The 15,690-nt window shown below is 38.2% G+C and carries 16 protein-coding genes and 1 pseudogene; 6 read left to right on the plus strand and 11 right to left on the minus strand.

Annotation, left to right across the window (positions count from 1 at the left end; genetic code table 11):
• Window positions 1-184: 184 nt before the first annotated feature.
• Window positions 185-718, plus strand: coding sequence for a DUF2726 domain-containing protein (locus tag O1449_RS00860; RefSeq protein ID WP_005218803.1), 534 nt, complete (start codon window positions 185-187; stop codon window positions 716-718).
• Between the two features lie 4 nt (window positions 719-722).
• Here O1449_RS00860 and O1449_RS00865 read toward each other — a convergent pair whose 3' ends face one another.
• The 4 genes from O1449_RS00865 to creC all read right to left on the minus strand — a co-directional run bounded on the left by O1449_RS00865 (window position 723) and on the right by creC (window position 4,342).
• Window positions 723-1,076 carry a RidA family protein gene (locus tag O1449_RS00865; protein ID WP_004659495.1) on the minus strand — a complete coding sequence of 118 codons (354 nt, stop codon included), beginning with the start codon at window positions 1,074-1,076 and terminating at the stop codon, window positions 723-725.
• Between the two features lie 81 nt (window positions 1,077-1,157).
• Window positions 1,158-1,355, minus strand: coding sequence for a hypothetical protein (locus tag O1449_RS00870; RefSeq protein ID WP_034600758.1), 198 nt, complete (start codon window positions 1,353-1,355; stop codon window positions 1,158-1,160).
• A 62-nt stretch (window positions 1,356-1,417) separates the two neighbouring features.
• Window positions 1,418-2,839, minus strand: coding sequence for a cell envelope integrity protein CreD (gene creD, locus O1449_RS00875; protein ID WP_269238894.1), 1,422 nt, complete (start codon window positions 2,837-2,839; stop codon window positions 1,418-1,420).
• Between the two features lie 75 nt (window positions 2,840-2,914).
• A complete protein-coding gene (gene creC, locus O1449_RS00880; protein ID WP_269239649.1) occupies window positions 2,915-4,342 on the minus strand; it encodes a two-component system sensor histidine kinase CreC in 1,428 nt (475 codons plus the stop codon).
• Window positions 4,343-4,522: 180 nt separating this feature from the next.
• On the opposite strand from creC, the gene O1449_RS00885 reads away from it, so the two are divergent.
• The gene (locus tag O1449_RS00885; RefSeq protein ID WP_241335759.1) at window positions 4,523-5,320 is read left to right on the plus strand and encodes a hypothetical protein; all 798 of its coding nucleotides are present in this window, start codon (window positions 4,523-4,525) and stop codon (window positions 5,318-5,320) included.
• On the opposite strand, the gene creB is transcribed toward O1449_RS00885, so the two are convergent.
• From creB to O1449_RS00920, 7 genes and pseudogenes are all read right to left on the minus strand, one after another.
• The gene (creB, locus tag O1449_RS00890) at window positions 5,321-6,037 is read right to left on the minus strand and encodes a two-component system response regulator CreB (RefSeq protein ID WP_269239650.1); all 717 of its coding nucleotides are present in this window, start codon (window positions 6,035-6,037) and stop codon (window positions 5,321-5,323) included. It abuts the gene before it with no gap.
• 296 nt (window positions 6,038-6,333) lie between these two features.
• Entirely contained in the window at window positions 6,334-7,389 is a 1,056-nt protein-coding gene (dinB, locus tag O1449_RS00895; protein ID WP_269239651.1) for a DNA polymerase IV, read from the minus strand.
• 1 nt (window position 7,390) lies between these two features.
• Entirely contained in the window at window positions 7,391-8,152 is a 762-nt protein-coding gene (locus O1449_RS00900) for a glycoside hydrolase family 25 protein (RefSeq protein ID WP_269238895.1), read from the minus strand.
• Between the two features lie 157 nt (window positions 8,153-8,309).
• Window positions 8,310-9,707, minus strand: coding sequence for a multidrug transporter subunit MdtD (gene mdtD, locus O1449_RS00905; RefSeq protein WP_269238896.1), 1,398 nt, complete (start codon window positions 9,705-9,707; stop codon window positions 8,310-8,312).
• Between the two features lie 374 nt (window positions 9,708-10,081).
• Window positions 10,082-10,675, minus strand: a complete 594-nt coding sequence (locus O1449_RS00910; protein WP_269238897.1) for a hypothetical protein — start codon at window positions 10,673-10,675, stop codon at window positions 10,082-10,084.
• A 118-nt stretch (window positions 10,676-10,793) separates the two neighbouring features.
• Window positions 10,794-10,955 (minus strand): annotated as a pseudogene (locus O1449_RS00915) (IS1595 family transposase); the annotation flags it as partial.
• A 145-nt stretch (window positions 10,956-11,100) separates the two neighbouring features.
• Complete coding sequence (locus tag O1449_RS00920; RefSeq protein WP_269238898.1) at window positions 11,101-11,727, minus strand: TIGR00730 family Rossman fold protein; 627 nt, start codon at window positions 11,725-11,727, stop codon at window positions 11,101-11,103.
• 326 nt (window positions 11,728-12,053) lie between these two features.
• Between O1449_RS00920 and O1449_RS00925 the strand changes: the two genes are divergently transcribed.
• From O1449_RS00925 to O1449_RS00940, 4 genes are all read left to right on the plus strand, one after another.
• Entirely contained in the window at window positions 12,054-13,637 is a 1,584-nt protein-coding gene (locus O1449_RS00925; protein ID WP_269238899.1) for a TerC family protein, read from the plus strand.
• Between the two features lie 84 nt (window positions 13,638-13,721).
• On the plus strand, window positions 13,722-14,192 hold the full coding sequence (locus tag O1449_RS00930; RefSeq protein ID WP_269238900.1) for a YchJ family protein: 471 nt from the start codon (window positions 13,722-13,724) through the stop codon (window positions 14,190-14,192).
• 52 nt (window positions 14,193-14,244) lie between these two features.
• Window positions 14,245-14,889 (plus strand): trimeric intracellular cation channel family protein, encoded by a 645-nt coding sequence (locus O1449_RS00935; RefSeq protein ID WP_087545102.1) that lies wholly within the window; start codon window positions 14,245-14,247, stop codon window positions 14,887-14,889.
• Between the two features lie 148 nt (window positions 14,890-15,037).
• On the plus strand, window positions 15,038-15,625 hold the full coding sequence (locus tag O1449_RS00940) for a tetratricopeptide repeat protein (protein ID WP_269238901.1): 588 nt from the start codon (window positions 15,038-15,040) through the stop codon (window positions 15,623-15,625).
• Window positions 15,626-15,690 lie beyond the last annotated feature (65 nt).

Genomic DNA, 15,690 nt, shown 5'->3' on the forward strand with positions numbered 1-15,690 from the left:
TATTTGCCTACTGATGATTATAAATATAGATGCAGGATGCTTTTACGACTTTGGTCGACGAGGGAAACGCGATTAAAAAAATTTAAGTTACACTGCTAAAATGACTTTAACTATCGTTATTACTGATTAAAAAAATGGCTCAAAGCCAAAATGATTATAAAAAATCTAAAGGGATTCGTTAGAAATGTATTATTTCATAACAATAGTTGGATTGCTGTTGATTACAGCACTTGTGTTTCGACGCCTACATCCTAATCGGCGTCAAGATAGTCCATTAAAACGCCGTGGTATTCTCAATATTTCTGAGCAAATTACTTTGATGCGTTTACAAGCTGTATTACCTCGTCATACGATTTTGGCGCATGTTTCTTTTGATGCGCTATTAACAACAAAATTTGCGCATACGCGCCGTAAATATCAAGGTTTAGTTGCTGATTTTGTCGTACTCGATCAGCAACACCAAGTGCTTGCAATTATTGAGATTGCAGACGAGTCATATGTGAATCGTCTACATCAAAAGCATTATCAAGACAGCTTATTAGAATTAGCGGGTTATCGAGTATTGCGCTATAGCAGTATTCCAACGGAGCAGGAGTTACGTGAGAACTTAGTTCCTGATCTATTTGAACCGATCATGCCTGTTTCAATTACAGCAACCACAATGCCGCAAACGGAACGGGTTATGAAATATAATGTTCTAGCAGCAAAATCATCTTAATTGATTATGGACGTACTGCTGTTACGGTCATTTCGACTAAAACATCTGGTGTATACAGTTTAGATTCTACGCAGGTACGTGCTGGGGGATGACCTTCAGCAATCCATGCATCCCAAACCGCATTCATTGCTGCATAATCTTGTTCAATGTCTTTTAGAAAAATAAGTACAGATAAAATATGCGTTTTGTCTGTACCTGCTTCTGCGAGTAAACGATCGATATTATCTAAAGTTTGTTGTGTTTGTGCAGTAACATCGACACTGGTATCATCTGCTAGTTGACCTGCTAAATGAACTAAATTTCCTGAAATTGCGACTTCGCAATAACGTGAAGTGACATGCAGTCTTTGCACAGTCATAAAGAATTACCTAATTAAAATGGATAACTAGAATTGTACTTGATGACATTTTGTCGCTGTGTAATTTTGTTTAAACCAAACTCAATAAGTTTCTATTTCCATTAAATTACGCTGTTGAAAAAACAAAATACAATGTTGTTGTGGACAAATAATCATATTACCGAGGTTAAGAAATTGGATTTTGGCTTGGCGTAGCCGATTTAGACAAGTTGCAATAGAACTGTGCATTGGGCAGAGTTGTTTTATTTGGCTTAATGCTGAATAAGTAGTTTGGTACATCATTTTATTCCTATCAATATGATTCAGTGCTTGGGCGAGATGAGAATTTCGCCCAATTCGATTTATATGGTTTGTTGTTCTGATTGATACCAATTGACATGACGAGTAATAAACATCACGCAGGCGATAAGAATGAAGGAAAGAATAGAACCAAATAAAAAGGTTTTACCGCTAGATTGCAGAAGTAGATACATCATGCCGTATAGCGTACTCAGCAAAAGCCCAAATAGTAATGCTGCTTTATAACCTTGAACAACAAAGTACAAATACCATGTAATTAAACTGATACAGGCAATTGCAGCGACTAGATAAGCCCATGCAAACGCATAATATTCACTGATTGAAAGTAATAATACAAAGAACACGCCTTGAGCCATAGCGACTAACGCATATTGGATAGGGTGAATTTTAAGGCTTTTTAAAACCTCGAATAAGAAGAAGCACCCAAAGGTAATAATAATGATCATGATGCCATATTTAATCGCGCGATCAGTTTGGGTATAGATATTTACAGGTTCTATAAATTGAGTAGAAATCCCTGAGATATTCGATAATGTGGTTGTAGCATAGGATGTTACGCTATCAGCAGCACGTGCTGCTTCGAGTGCCGCCATTGCAGCGCCTGAATTATTTAACACATCATAAATGCACTGGCTGTTTTCACACTTCGAAACACTGTCTAAATTACGCTTACCTAAAGCGATATTTTTCCAATCAGCTGAAAATTCTTGTTTTTTGCTGGACTTCTTAAACGGTAGACTTTGCCCATCATATTTGATATCAGCCCAATTGCCTGTGGCGTGATAGGTCATTTCATAACTGGTGGGAAGAAATGTAAATTTATTCAGTCCTTCTAGCTTAAATTGCAGATTGAATTTAAACCCTTGTTGAAATTTTTGGACTAACTCAGGATATTGTTTTGCGGTGATATGCATCAGATCAAAGCCTTGTTGACCTTGGCTTTGTTCAGCAAAGTCGAATTTATAGGCTTTACCATCAATATTAAACATGGGTTTGGCATTTAACCCACGTGCATCCTGAATCGGGAAAATAATTTCAGCCTGATCCCAGAGATAGTTACGTTGAGATTCATTGCTGACCGCTTTAAATACCCCTTTACCAGACATTGTATTTTGATAGCTGATGGCTTTATACATGTTCCGTTTATAAGTGCTGTCTGATACGTCAAATTGTGCTGTCCAGTCTGCTGTTTCTGCTCCTAAAGTAACAAAAACGGTTTGAGTACAATCATAAGTCTTCTTTTCTTCATTGGTACATTTGGTTTGCATTTGATAAGGAAGTTTTAAATAAGGTGCAATGACTTGCTGTGGTCGGATTTGTTCATTGGCAATATCTTTGATGACTTGTTGTTGATAGCTTTGGCGTTCAGTCACCAAGTTGGAAATAAAGAAAAGACCAATATAAAAGACCAAAATCAGAAACAGAATTGCTCCTATTTTGAGGTTAATAAAATTACGGCGCATGGTGGAATCCATTGTCATTGTGATATGACAAGTATCCTGAATTGAGATGCGCTTCGGATGAGTTCCGCTTGAAGCTTATGTGAAGTTTGTATGAAGTGTTAGTGTGACCAGTACGCCAGAACTATGATTTCCTAAGAAATCGAGAGCATTTTTTGAGATATTTTGAATGCTAATTTTACCTTGATGTTGCTGAATAATTTGCTGCACGATGCTAAGACCAATTCCTGTACTTCGTTGTTGGTTGTGCGGACGTGGTAGTGAAAAATAAGTCTCAAAAACACGCTTTAGGGCGTATTCAGGAATCGCTTCAGCCTCATTAAACAAGAAAATTTCAGTACTGTTTATAACGCTATGCTCTTTCACTTGAACTGCAATCAAGCCTTGTTCAGGGCAGAAATCTCTTGCATTATCCAATAGATTGTTGAGGGCTTGTTTTAGCCAAAATGGGTCAGCATAGATTGAACAATGTTCAGGAATATCAAGCCTTAGCTGTATTCGTTTACGCTGTAATGCACTTTGTTGTTGCTGAAAACATTGTTGAATCAGCGTGCTTAGATCGAGCATTTGAAATTCTAAAACATGCTGATTTTTTTCGAGTCGTGTCAGTAATAGCATACGTTCGATTAAGGATTGTAGACGCTGACTTTGTTGCACAATATGTGTTGCAAATTGCTGTTGATCTTCTAAGGGTAGATCATCCTGTAATAATTCTGCACTGGCTTGAATCGCAGTCAGTGGGCTTTTTAGCTCATGAGTGAGTGTATTGACATAGTTTTCAACATAGGCACGATCTTCCAACTTTTCCCGCATGTCACTGAGGGCTTGGGTTACTTGATTCAGCTCTTTGGCTGAATAGAAAAACGGTGCTTGATTCACAGGCGCGAGTGCTTGGGCATAGCGTCGTACTCGGTCGATACTATGTTTAAGCCAATAAGCCACCATACTGGCAAGTAATAAGCTGAGCGCTGCAATCCACAAGGCTTGATGAATGAGTTGTTGTTCGGCACGTTCAATATAAGGTTGTACGGATTGATTTGGTTTCCCGATACTCACCACACCGAGCAATTGTTGTTTATAGATAATGGGTGCAGCAATGTGCATGACGCTGCTACTTCGATCATTGGGATTGGTTGCAGTAGAGCGTGCGCCGTATTTGCCACGTAGCGTTAGGTAAACATCATTCCATTTAGAATAATCTTGCCCAACGGCTTGTCCTTCGGAATCGTAGATGACAATACCCTGTTGATTAGTAATATATAGTTGTTGGTTAATTTGATCTTTTTTATGTTGCCAAATCGTGGCATCGAGCTGACGTGATAATGCTGCCTGAATTTTTTGATCAAATTCAGGCGTGTTGACCTGTTGCTGATGCACATCTTCGGCGATCAATTGCGCAATAATATTGGCATTTTCAGCCAGTGTATCTTCAACCACTTGCCGTACATTGGGTTTGACTTGTTGAGTGAGGGTATAAGCAATAAAGCTGAGACTCAGTACCACCACCAAGCTAAAGAAAAACCAAATGCGGATAAAGATGGACATAATAAAAGTGGAGTTTTAATTGTTGTGTTTGAGTTTAATACTAATCGAACTAATTAGTGTGGGTAAATTGAAAAATGGGCTAGAAAATATTAAGATTCATCATCATAATTTTTTAAAAATGATAAATTTAAGGAAATAATTTTGAATAAGATAATCTTAATTTTTAGTTTGTTATGTACTACAAGCTGCTTTGCAATAAATCCTGATCAAGAATATATGATGTTCTTAAAAAAATATGAAGAACTCTCTAATTTGAATGATGCTAAAGAAATGGATATGTATGCTGATGATGCAAAAATTACGATGAAAGGAATTGCATCTGATGGTATAGAACGTTCGATGAGTATGTCAGGTAAGAAAGCAAAAGAATTCTATTTAGAAAATATGGAAATAATTAAAAAAATAGGGTCTCAAATAAAATTTAGTAATGTAACCGTAGTTAGAGGTCAGAACTCTACAAAAATAAAAGCTTCAAGGTATGGTAATGAAAAATGCTATACTGATAATGACTATTATATGGTAGTAACTAAAAAGGAAGATAAAAAGCTTTATATCACAGAAGAATATTTGACAATACCACAAGAAAACCTATGTAAAGAAGGGATCAAAGATGATTTGGCTCTTCAATTATCTTTATATGCAAATTTTATGCAGAAAAATCTTCCAATGCAGGTTGATAGAGAAACGAATTTAGAAAAAATTACTGCTCAAGATAAAGAGCTGATATTTGTTTTTCGATTTATTCATTTTACAGCAAATGATTTTTCAAAAGAGCAATGGGAAATTAATGGAGTCCCACAACTTATTCAAAATATCTGTAAAGATATACCTATGAAAGAGCGATTGGATAAGGGCGCACAGCTTAATTTTAAAGTTTATTATTCAGATTATACTCCTATTACTGATATTAAAATGACGAAGCAGGATTGTAGTATTTAATTAACTTTGAATTAAACTATACCCAAACCCTCGATGTGTCCGAATAGGATCATCAGGGGTAATCTGTTTAAGCTTTTGCCTTAAACTTTTGATATGTGTATCTACCGTCCTTTCTAAACTATGCTCAGGATGTTCCCAAATATGATCCATGAGTTGTTGACGGCTAAACACTTGTTCTGGATGCTGAATTAGTAAAAACAACAAACGATATTCATAACGTGTCAGTTGCAGCATTTGCCCATGATATTGAATTTGTAGAGATTGTGGATTACATATCCAAGTGGCAGAGTGTAGCGTAATTTCTGTTTGAATGATTGGTGGTTGTGGTGGAATATTTTGCGTTTGTACTTCCATTCTGCGCCATATCGCTTTGATTCGTGCCACAATTTCACGTGCGCTAAAAGGCTTGGTGCAATAATCATCAGCCCCGATTTCTAAACCGACCACACGATCAATTTCATCATCGCGAGCAGTTAAAAATAATAAAGGTGTTTGATATTTTTGACGCAGTTGTTTGCAGACTTCGAAACCATTGAGATCAGGTAAACCCACATCTAAAATAATAAAATCAAAGGATTGTTGCGCAAGTAATTCGAGTGCTTGCATTCCTGTATTTGCCCAACTGACACTCCAACCTTCACGTTCAAGCGCATAACGAAGGGGCAGCACAATCGCAGCTTCATCTTCAATACAGAGAATTTGTTTTTGATTCATAATGATCAGTAATCAATATTTTCTAATTTTATGTTGTTAGTTTAACTGAAGTCAGGAAAGAGGAAAGCCGTATTCAGAATTTTTATAAAAGACAAATAAGAAAAGGACACCTGAAGTGCCCTGTAATATTCGGATTTGATCGTCACGCCAACCACAGGAGCAAATGCTAAAAGCGAGGATTTCTTTAGCAAAGGCAAGTAACAAGGATAAAGTTACTGCGCCGCTTAGAGTACTGAAAACCGAATAAAAAGCAAACATAAATTTTAGTCTGAATCGTGCTTTTGTGTAAAAAAACGACACTACCATAAAGAAAGCTGTGATTCTTGCTGCAAGGGTTGTAATTGATAGACGCCTACGCCGACTAAACGGAATTGAAACGTAGGGTCAATATGCATTTCATTCAGTAGTTGAAAGATGACTTGTGCTAAGTCTTGTTCAGATTGTAGCGCTTGTTTGAAGCTTTTACTGTGCTGTAAGACCTGAAAATTTTTTAATTTTAGTTTGACGCTCACACCGCGAGCCGTGAGTTGTTTCTTATTCAAACTTCGCCATACTTGTTCAGCTAGGGGCTGCCATGTGTGACGACATTGCTCAAGTGTGTAATCATCGTCAAAGGTAATCTCTTTTGAAATTTGTTGGCGTTCTCGCTCGGCTTTGACGGGACGATGATCAATCCCTTGAGCATATAAATATAGTTGTTTGCCGTATTTTCCAAAATGATGAATCAGGACATTTTCTTCGATCTTTTGTAGATCACCGAGCGTATGTAAATTCAACTGATTCAATTTTTCGTGTGTGACTTTACCGACTCCTGGAATTTTATTGAGGGCTAAATCCTGAATAAAATTGAGTACCTGATGGGGCTTAATCACAAATAAACCGTTGGGTTTGTTCCAATCAGAGGCAATCTTTGCCAAAAATTTATTGGGTGCTACACCAGCGGATGCAGTGAGTCCTGTCACCGCAAAAATATCAGCGCGAATTTCTGCCGCGACTTCAGTCGCACTAGGAATATTCTTTAAATTTTCAGTGACATCCAAATAAGCTTCATCTAAAGATAAGGGCTCAATCAGGGGGGTATATTGTTGGAAAATTTGATGAATTTGTGCTGAGACTTCACGATATTTTTCAAAATTAGGCTCAATCACCATAACTTGTGGGCAGAGCTTTTTAGCTTGCCCCATCGACATGGCAGAGCGTAGACCAAAGACACGAGCGGGGTACGATGCTGCTGCAATCACCGCACGCGGATGATGAGATGAAATCACCACAGGTAAGCCGTTGAGATCAGGGCGTTCTATGAGTTCAACCGATGCATAAAAGGCATCCATATCAATATGGATGATTTTGCGCAGCTCATTTGGCATCTACGATGCCTTGTTGTTTTAAAAAGATTCGCCACTGTTTTGGCGATTCTGCATAGACATTCAGATCAACAGGTTTTGGAATACCCTCTATCTTTCCACTTTGGCTATGCTGCCAAAATAGCCATTGTCGTCCATCTTTGAGTTCAGGTTTACCTTCATAATCCCTCACCCATAATGGGGTATTGCTAAAATTACCCATCAAGACAATGTGATAAAAAGTCTTGGAAATATAAAAGATAGGTTGTTTGCCATAATGTTTATGGAGTTGATCATTCATGATCTGAATTTCTTTGAGTAACTGTTCTTTGGTATAGGTATTAATGCAATTACTGTCATATTCAAGATCAATTACAGGCGGTAAGGCATCTGCTTTCTTTGGCACAGTAGCGATAAAATTTTCAGCCTGAACGGTGCCATCACGGCAGAGACGGTAGAAGTGATAAGCTCCAACATGTAAGCCTTGTTCACGTGCTTTAAGCCAGTTTTGCTGAAAGTTACGATCCTTAAAATCACCGCCTTCAGTGGCTTTGAGATACACGAATTGATATTGCATCGGAGAGATTTTTTTCCAGTTAATCTCACCTTGATGATGTGAAACATCAAATCCACGGATTGAATAGTCTTGGGCTACGGCTTTTTGTTGATAGAACACACCGAAATAACTCACAAGCCCAAGCATCACTGTTAAAGCAATACTAGTCAGTGCTGGATAATACTGAGAGAGTGGATACTTTGGTATTTTCTTTGCCATAATGAGGTTTTGTACTATGCAATATCGAGTTGAGTGCTAGATTTACAGTATGGATCATACATTGATTGTACTCGGTTTAGCTTTTAGATTGATCATCTGATGGCTCAATTGTTCCACAAATTTACATGATGTATTGAGAGTAATCCTAGACATTCTCTTATGGAGACTCATCCGTAGTTTCTTTCGGGATCTGCCAAAAGATGATTGCAGTAATGATGTTCATACAACCCAGTGTAATCAAGGTGGCATGGAAAGCGGTCGTGATTGATGTTGTTGGAAAATGCTGACTGAATAGATTAATCAATGTGCCTGCCATTGCGACACCAATACTCATAGACAGCATCATAATCATTGATAAAAAGCTATTACCACTACTTGCATCGTGTTGTGGCAAATCTTTCAGAGTCAGGGTATTCATGCCCACAAATTGTAGTGAGTTCAACGTACCAAAGAGAAACAGATGCAAGACTTTCAGCCAAAGTGGCGTTATTGCGGTCATTAACGAGAAACTGGCGATACACAGTCCGACTAAAACGGTATTGGTGAGTAGAAAACGACGATACCCCACACGTTGAATCAATGGGCGAATAATGGGCTTGGAAAATAATGAACCGAGTACCATCGGAATCATCATTAGTCCTGTAATGAAAGCTTCAAAGCCAAAGGCGACTTGTAACATCAAAGGTAAAATAAAAGGAATAGCATTGCTGCCCAAACGTGCGAAGAAATTACCTAATACACCGATCGAGAAGATTTTGTAACGGAATAAACGTCCATGAAATAGCGCATTTTGATGGGTATGCGCATGATAGGCATAGCTAACTGTGGCAATTATACCAATCAACAATAAGCTGATACTCACAAGATTTGAATATTGTGATGCAGCAATATTTTCAATCCCTAAAGATAGCCCCACCATTGCTATCATGAGTAAAATAAAACCGCTTAAATCGAATGCTTTGACCGTTGGCTCTTTCTGATTCGGCATGATTTTCAATGTCATGATCATACCGAGAATACCCATCGGAAGATTAATCAGAAAAATCCAATGCCATGTTGCGACTTCAACTAACCAACCGCCTAATGTAGGGCCCATCAGTGGACCGATTAGCCCTGCCAAACTCATGAGACTCATGGCTGAAAGAAATTGGGAGCGTGGAATTAGCTTTAATAAGGCCAAACGGCCTACAGGCATCAGTAATGCACCACCGATGCCTTGAATCACACGGAAAAACAGGAGTTGTTCTAGATTTTGAGACAAGCCGCATCCCAATGAGGCCAAGCTGAAAATCACCATAGAGCTGAGATAAATATTACGAATCCCAAAACGATCGGCTAACCAACCACTCAACGGGATACAGGCGGCTACGGATAATACATAAGCGACAATTACGCTGTGCATTTGTAATGGATTTTCATGAAGCTGAACAGCCATCGCTGGAATTGCCGTGTTGACGATGGTGGTGTCTAGGGCTTGCATGAAAAAGCCAATCGAAACGAGGAGTACCAATAGGCGAAATTCAGGTTGTACCGTTTGATGAGTGGTCGTTGTCATAGCCGTGGCAAATGAGAATTCAGTTTTAGTTTAAAGTAACTGTATTTGAAATAAAGACAAAAATTGTCAAATAGTGGTCATGGAACTGACATTAAAGTGTCATTGAGTTCAAAGATTAGAGTACTTCGTTATATTGATGTGCACCGAGATAAATTCGTTTTTCAATTGCTGTAGTTAAGAAAGGATTGCTATTTTGAATGCACACTTTTAATGACTATAAAATCTTGTTTAATGATCTCGATTGCACGCTTTACGATTGCTGCACTCCTTGCTTGAAGTCCAACCACGCGGCTTAGACTGAGTCCAGATAAAATGTATTTTTGCCCATAACTAAAACATCATCAAATGATGATGTCATATGGAAAGGCTTACGTTTATTTGTTATTGTATGAAATAGAACAAGATACAGGATAACCATCATTAAAATGACTTGCATCTAAATTAAAAAGATAACCATAGCGGATGATATGCTGAGCCGTTGCGGAAGAACTATTTTTTCCATATTTATTAATTCTACTTGCCAACTCATTAATCACAGTCGGTACACGGTGATCTATATTTCGCCAAACATCTTTGCAGGCATTAAAAGCATCAGTTTTTGATTGTTCATAACTTTGATTATCTCGTATTTCAACAAGAAAATTACTCCAATTTTCTGAGTCTATATTTCTCGTAATTTTAATACTATACCAGTTCTCATAGGTCTTAAATTTACTATCAGAAGGGATATGCTTAGATAAAAGTCTTAGCTCTGTCGCATTGCTGTTATAGCTTGCTTGCGCATTTGGAAAACTGCTAATGACAACTTGAACAAGTTGAAGGAAATCAAGCTGGGCTGGTGGGTCAGATTTAGCATGGTGCTTTTTTACATAAGGAATGATGGTGGCTTTTGATGGCTCAACACTAGGCTCATCTTGTTTATTACAAGCTGCTAATAATATCACGCTTAATAATAATAGTTTTTTCATTTTATCCTTCAAATAACCAGAGTATGGTATTTAACAATACTAGTTACGAATAAAATTGGGGGGTTAGGACGTGAAAGAGGGTTGTTACGGAGTCATTTAAGCAAATCGAGGATAAAGTATCATGCCGATGATTGAAGCGATACTCCGTCTCTTTAAGATGCAAATAAAACATCTGCTTGTCAATTCCATTAAACTTGCTGAGCCATTTTTTCGCATAGCCCGAAAAGGATTCTATACCGTTAATATGACGTTCTCTACAGGCAAATTCAATGCCACTGTGATTTACTTTGAAGCTGTCAAAGATCCATAAAAATTAGTCGTGGCTAATAAGTTAGGTGGTTCAACCACAGTTTGCCCAGTCAATACACAATAGGCGGACATTAAAGAGAGCGGATCAGACTGATCCGTTTCAACAAAATTTAGAGTTAAATCACAAATTGTTTTGGTGTTTTTAGGTTTTGAACAACGTTGAAAATTTCATCTAGACTTTGACAAATAATCACTTTGGCACGATGTTGCGGAGGTAAAAAACCTTCTTCTACCGCATGATCCAGTTGTGCAATCAGTGCATCATAGAAATGATTAACGTTATAAATGATGATCGGTTTTTGGTGCTGATTGAGTTGTCCCCAAGTCGCTATTTCTAAAATCTCTTCAAAAGTACCTAAACCACCAGGTAAAGCAATAAAAGCACTGGCACGTTCAGCCATTAAAGCTTTACGCTCATGCATGGTTTGGACGACATGCAACTCCGTTAATTTATTGTGCGCAATTTCGTAGTCCAACATAAATTCAGGAATCACACCGACAACTTCACCGCTATGTTCCAATACAGTATCTGCAACTTGTCCCATTAAACCAATACTGGCACCGCCATAGACGATTCCAAAACCTTGGTTGGCAATATGTTGTGCTAATTCAATCGCTTTCTCACGATAAATGGGTTTGTTGCCTGTACGAGAACCGCAATATAAAGCAATCAGAGATTGAGTGGTTTTTCTGGGAGTAGAAGAAATGGTTTTTTTATCTGTCATTCTAAATACGCTATTCATTTGGTTTATTTTCACCTTATCATTTTCATTGTGCTTGTCTAGGTTAAATGACTTTTATGACAGTTTTATGCACACTTTACGTACAAAACAATATCATGAATTTTAGAAAAAATTTGAAAACAACAAGCACATAAAAAAGATGAATTTCACTGCAATCTTGCCTATACTGAAAATCCTTTTATTAATTTATGTACCTCTATGAGTAGTGGTTGTTGTCGCTCCGCTTTGTTCTTATTTCCTAAAAAAAATGTTTTGGCTATTTGTGCCGACCTTTTAAAATTTCAACTACATAACGATATTGCTGATTTTGCAGAGGAGTCACATCAATGATTTTTGAATGGATGTCTGATCCTGCTGCATGGGTTGGTTTAGCCACATTGGTGGTGCTTGAAATCGTACTAGGCATTGATAACCTAGTATTTATTGCAATCTTGGCAGAAAAACTACCACCAGAACAACGTAATGCTGCTCGTAGAGTTGGTTTGATTCTCGCCTTAATCATGCGTCTAGGATTGCTTGCTGCCATTGCATGGGTTGTGACTCTAACTGAACCACTGTTCCATATTTTTGACCATGCCTTTTCTGGTCGTGACCTGATTTTGCTGTTTGGTGGTGCGTTCTTACTCTTCAAAGGTACGATGGAGTTACATGAACGAATCGAGGGTCATCAAACACTGAAAGAAGAAAATCCTGTACATGCGACTTTTTGGATGGTGATTGTTCAGATTGTCGTTTTAGATGCCGTCTTTTCTTTAGACAGTGTGATTACTGCAGTTGGTATGGTGAAGCATCAAAGTGTCATGATGCTGGCAATGATTATTGCTGTTGGTATTATGCTTTGGGCATCCAAACCGCTGATGGATTTTGTGAATAAGCATCCAACGGTCGTGATTCTGTGTCTTGGTTTCCTGATGATGATCGGTTTCTCATTAGTGGTTGAGGGCTTTGGTTTCCATATCCCGAAAGGTTACTTGTACGCTGCGATTGGTTTCTCTGTCTTAGTCGAAATCGTGAATCAGACCATGCGCCGTAATCAAGAGAAATTGGTGACGACGACTGATTTACGTTATCGCACAGCTTCTGCAGTATTACGTATGTTGGGCAGTAAAGGTAATGGTAGTGAAGGCCAAAATAAAGAAGCCGAAGATGTTTTAGCGACTCAAGCCTATGCCAAAGAAGTGTTTGACGAAGATAATGGCGTCTATCACAGCGTATTGGTACAGGGTGTTTTAGGCTTATCTGAACGTCCTGTGAAATCTGTGATGACACCACGTCCTGAATTAGAATGGTTAGATTTAGACGCTGACCCAGCCGAATTGAAAGAACGTTTAATGGCAATGACCCATTCGCGGTTGATTATTGCGCGTGGTGAATTAGACAATATTGAAGGTGTTGTTTTAACGCATAAAGTGTTGAATGAATATATCGAAACAGGTGCAATTGATTTCAGTAAACACTTACGTGAGCCTGTGATTGTGCATGAAAATGCACAAGTATTAATGGTGATGGAGCAGTTACGTCAGGCTCCATTACAAATCGCAATCGTTTTAAATGAATATGGTTCTATCGAGGGAATTGCAACGCCGATTGATGTACTGGAAGCGATTGCTGGTGAATTCCCTGATGAAGACGAATTAGAAGCTGTGGCTGCCAGTTTGGATGATGGTTCAATGTTATTAGAAGGTTCAACGGACATTCGCCATGTATCACTGTTATTAGGTAAAGATCTGGTTGATGAAAGTGAAGAATATTCAACTTTATCTGGTTATGTGTTATTCCATTTAGGTCGTTTACCTGAAAATGGGGAAACGGTTGAAGCTGATGGCTATCGCTTTGAAGTTGTTACAATGGATGGGCACAAAATTGAAAAAGTGCGTATTATTGCCAAAGAAAAGTTAGCCGATACATAATTAAGTTTGTTTTAAATAGCCTTTGAGTTTTACGATCGTGATTACGGTCGTTTTGCTCAAGGCTATTTTTATTTGAGTATTGAAATGACATTGACAGAGAATTGCCCATGTGGAAGTGGGCTATATGTAACATGTTGCCAACCTTTGCATTTGAAACAACAATTTGCTCAAAATGCAGAGCAATTAATGCGTTCGCGTTACAGTGCTTTTGCTTTACAACAGATTGATTATATTTTGGAAACCACCGCTTTGGGGCAGCAAGCCGCTTTGGATCGAGATGCGATTGCAGATTGGAGTCAATCCAATCAGTGGCTAAAATTAGAAGTCGTGCAGCACCAGCCAAAACTGGATAAAACCCATGCCTTGGTAGAATTCAAGGCCCATTACTATGATGGAAAACAGCAACACGTTCATCATGAAATCTCTCATTTTGTTTTGCATCAGCAGCACTGGTATTTTCTTGATCCAACCTTAGATCTGCAAATCACCATGAAACAACCTTGTATTTGCGGTTCAGGGAAAAAATTTAAACAATGTTGTGCGCAATTCATCTAAGTTTGCCTTAAAATAGCGCACACTTTGATGCCTGATTTAGGGATGTCGGCAGATGTTGCTCACCGTGATTTATATAATTGCCATCACTGCGGAAGCGATGACAGGGGCGTTATCAGCAGGTCGCCGTAGTATGGATTGGTTCGGTGTGACACTGATTGCCTGTGTAACCGCATTGGGTGGTGGTTCAGTTCGAGATGTTTTATTAGGACATTATCCTTTAACTTGGGTGAAGCATCCTGAGTATTTGGTTCTGACGTGTTGTGCTGCATTTGTCACGATTATTATTGCCAAATGGATGAAACATTTACGTAGCGTGTTTCTATTGCTTGATGCTATGGGCTTAATTGGTTTTACCATCATCGGCTGTCAAATTGCATTGTCGATGGGTCATGGTTTTGTAGTTTCTGCGGTGGCAGGCGTGTTAACAGGGGTATCGGGCGGTATTTTGCGTGATATTTTGTGTAACGATGTACCTTTAGTGTTCCGCCGTGAGTTGTACGCTAGTATTTCTTTTGTTGCAGTGATCTGTTATTGGGTCTGTTTAGAGATTGGATTGCAGCACGATCTTACCGTGATTTTCACCTTAGTATTTGGTTTTACTTTACGTGTAATTGCCATTTATTTTGGTTTAGAAATGCCGAAATTTATTTATAAAGAAGATGATGCCGAATCTGCTTCTTCAACAGATGAGCATTGATTAATAAATAACAAACAGAGTAGAGGATTTTGGATTGAAATATCTACATATCCTTTACTACATATAAATTAACCATTACTTGAATCTTAAATTAAAAATGAATCTCTTATCTGTACAAGAAATGGCTCCTGAGGTCATGGAGTTCGATGTGGCTCAACAAATAAAGATAGGTCTTGATTATTGTCTTGGACGCAATGACAGGGTTAAAAATCTTTTATTAGGTAGAAACTGGTTGTGGATTGCAGCAACTTATAATAGATCACTTGTTGCTGAATATAATTGGGCTTCAACTTGGATGGAGCAACCCGAATATAACGAAAGTGAAGTTATCTATATTGAAGATCTTGAGCTAATTGCTGAGCAAGGCAATGCAGCCGCTTTGTATCTGTTTGGAGTTTATCATTCTGGTTCAAATGAAGATAAGCAGGTCGATATTGATCTTGCATTGAAATATTATGAGAAAGCCGCACAGCAGCAATTCTATCCTGCTATTAATAATCTTGCAGATAAATATGAAAATGGCACTGGTGTTGCAAAGAATGTAAAAATAGCCTTTGAGTTTTATTCTGCGGCAGCCGATCAAGGAATTGCAGCATCTCAGTTTAGTTTGGGTCTTTTTTACTTAAAGGGACTTTATGTCGAAAAAGATGAGGAATTAGCTAGAGACTGGTTAAAAAAGGCGGAGAAAAATGGCTGGTTTCCCGCATCAGAAATTCTATTGAATATGTTGCATTAAGCTTAACAAGACACCATTTGACGTTTAAACAACAACAAGGGCTTGTCACAAGGCATTCATCCACA

The sequence above is a fragment of the Acinetobacter sp. TR3 genome (genome assembly GCF_027105055.1).
In the GTDB taxonomy this organism is placed as follows: domain Bacteria; phylum Pseudomonadota; class Gammaproteobacteria; order Pseudomonadales; family Moraxellaceae; genus Acinetobacter.

Coding starts and splice junctions, on each gene's coding strand:
- O1449_RS00860 (WP_005218803.1), top strand. CDS start 185: ATGTATTATTTCATAACAATAGTTGGATTGCTGTTGATTACAGCACTT.
- O1449_RS00865 (WP_004659495.1), bottom strand. CDS start 1,076: ATGACTGTGCAAAGACTGCATGTCACTTCACGTTATTGCGAAGTCGCA.
- O1449_RS00870 (WP_034600758.1), bottom strand. CDS start 1,355: ATGTACCAAACTACTTATTCAGCATTAAGCCAAATAAAACAACTCTGC.
- creD (WP_269238894.1), bottom strand. CDS start 2,839: ATGCGCCGTAATTTTATTAACCTCAAAATAGGAGCAATTCTGTTTCTG.
- O1449_RS00900 (WP_269238895.1), bottom strand. CDS start 8,152: ATGGCAAAGAAAATACCAAAGTATCCACTCTCTCAGTATTATCCAGCA.
- mdtD (WP_269238896.1), bottom strand. CDS start 9,707: ATGACAACGACCACTCATCAAACGGTACAACCTGAATTTCGCCTATTG.
- O1449_RS00910 (WP_269238897.1), bottom strand. CDS start 10,675: ATGAAAAAACTATTATTATTAAGCGTGATATTATTAGCAGCTTGTAAT.
- O1449_RS00920 (WP_269238898.1), bottom strand. CDS start 11,727: ATGAATAGCGTATTTAGAATGACAGATAAAAAAACCATTTCTTCTACT.
- O1449_RS00925 (WP_269238899.1), top strand. CDS start 12,054: ATGATTTTTGAATGGATGTCTGATCCTGCTGCATGGGTTGGTTTAGCC.
- O1449_RS00930 (WP_269238900.1), top strand. CDS start 13,722: ATGACATTGACAGAGAATTGCCCATGTGGAAGTGGGCTATATGTAACA.
- O1449_RS00935 (WP_087545102.1), top strand. CDS start 14,245: ATGTTGCTCACCGTGATTTATATAATTGCCATCACTGCGGAAGCGATG.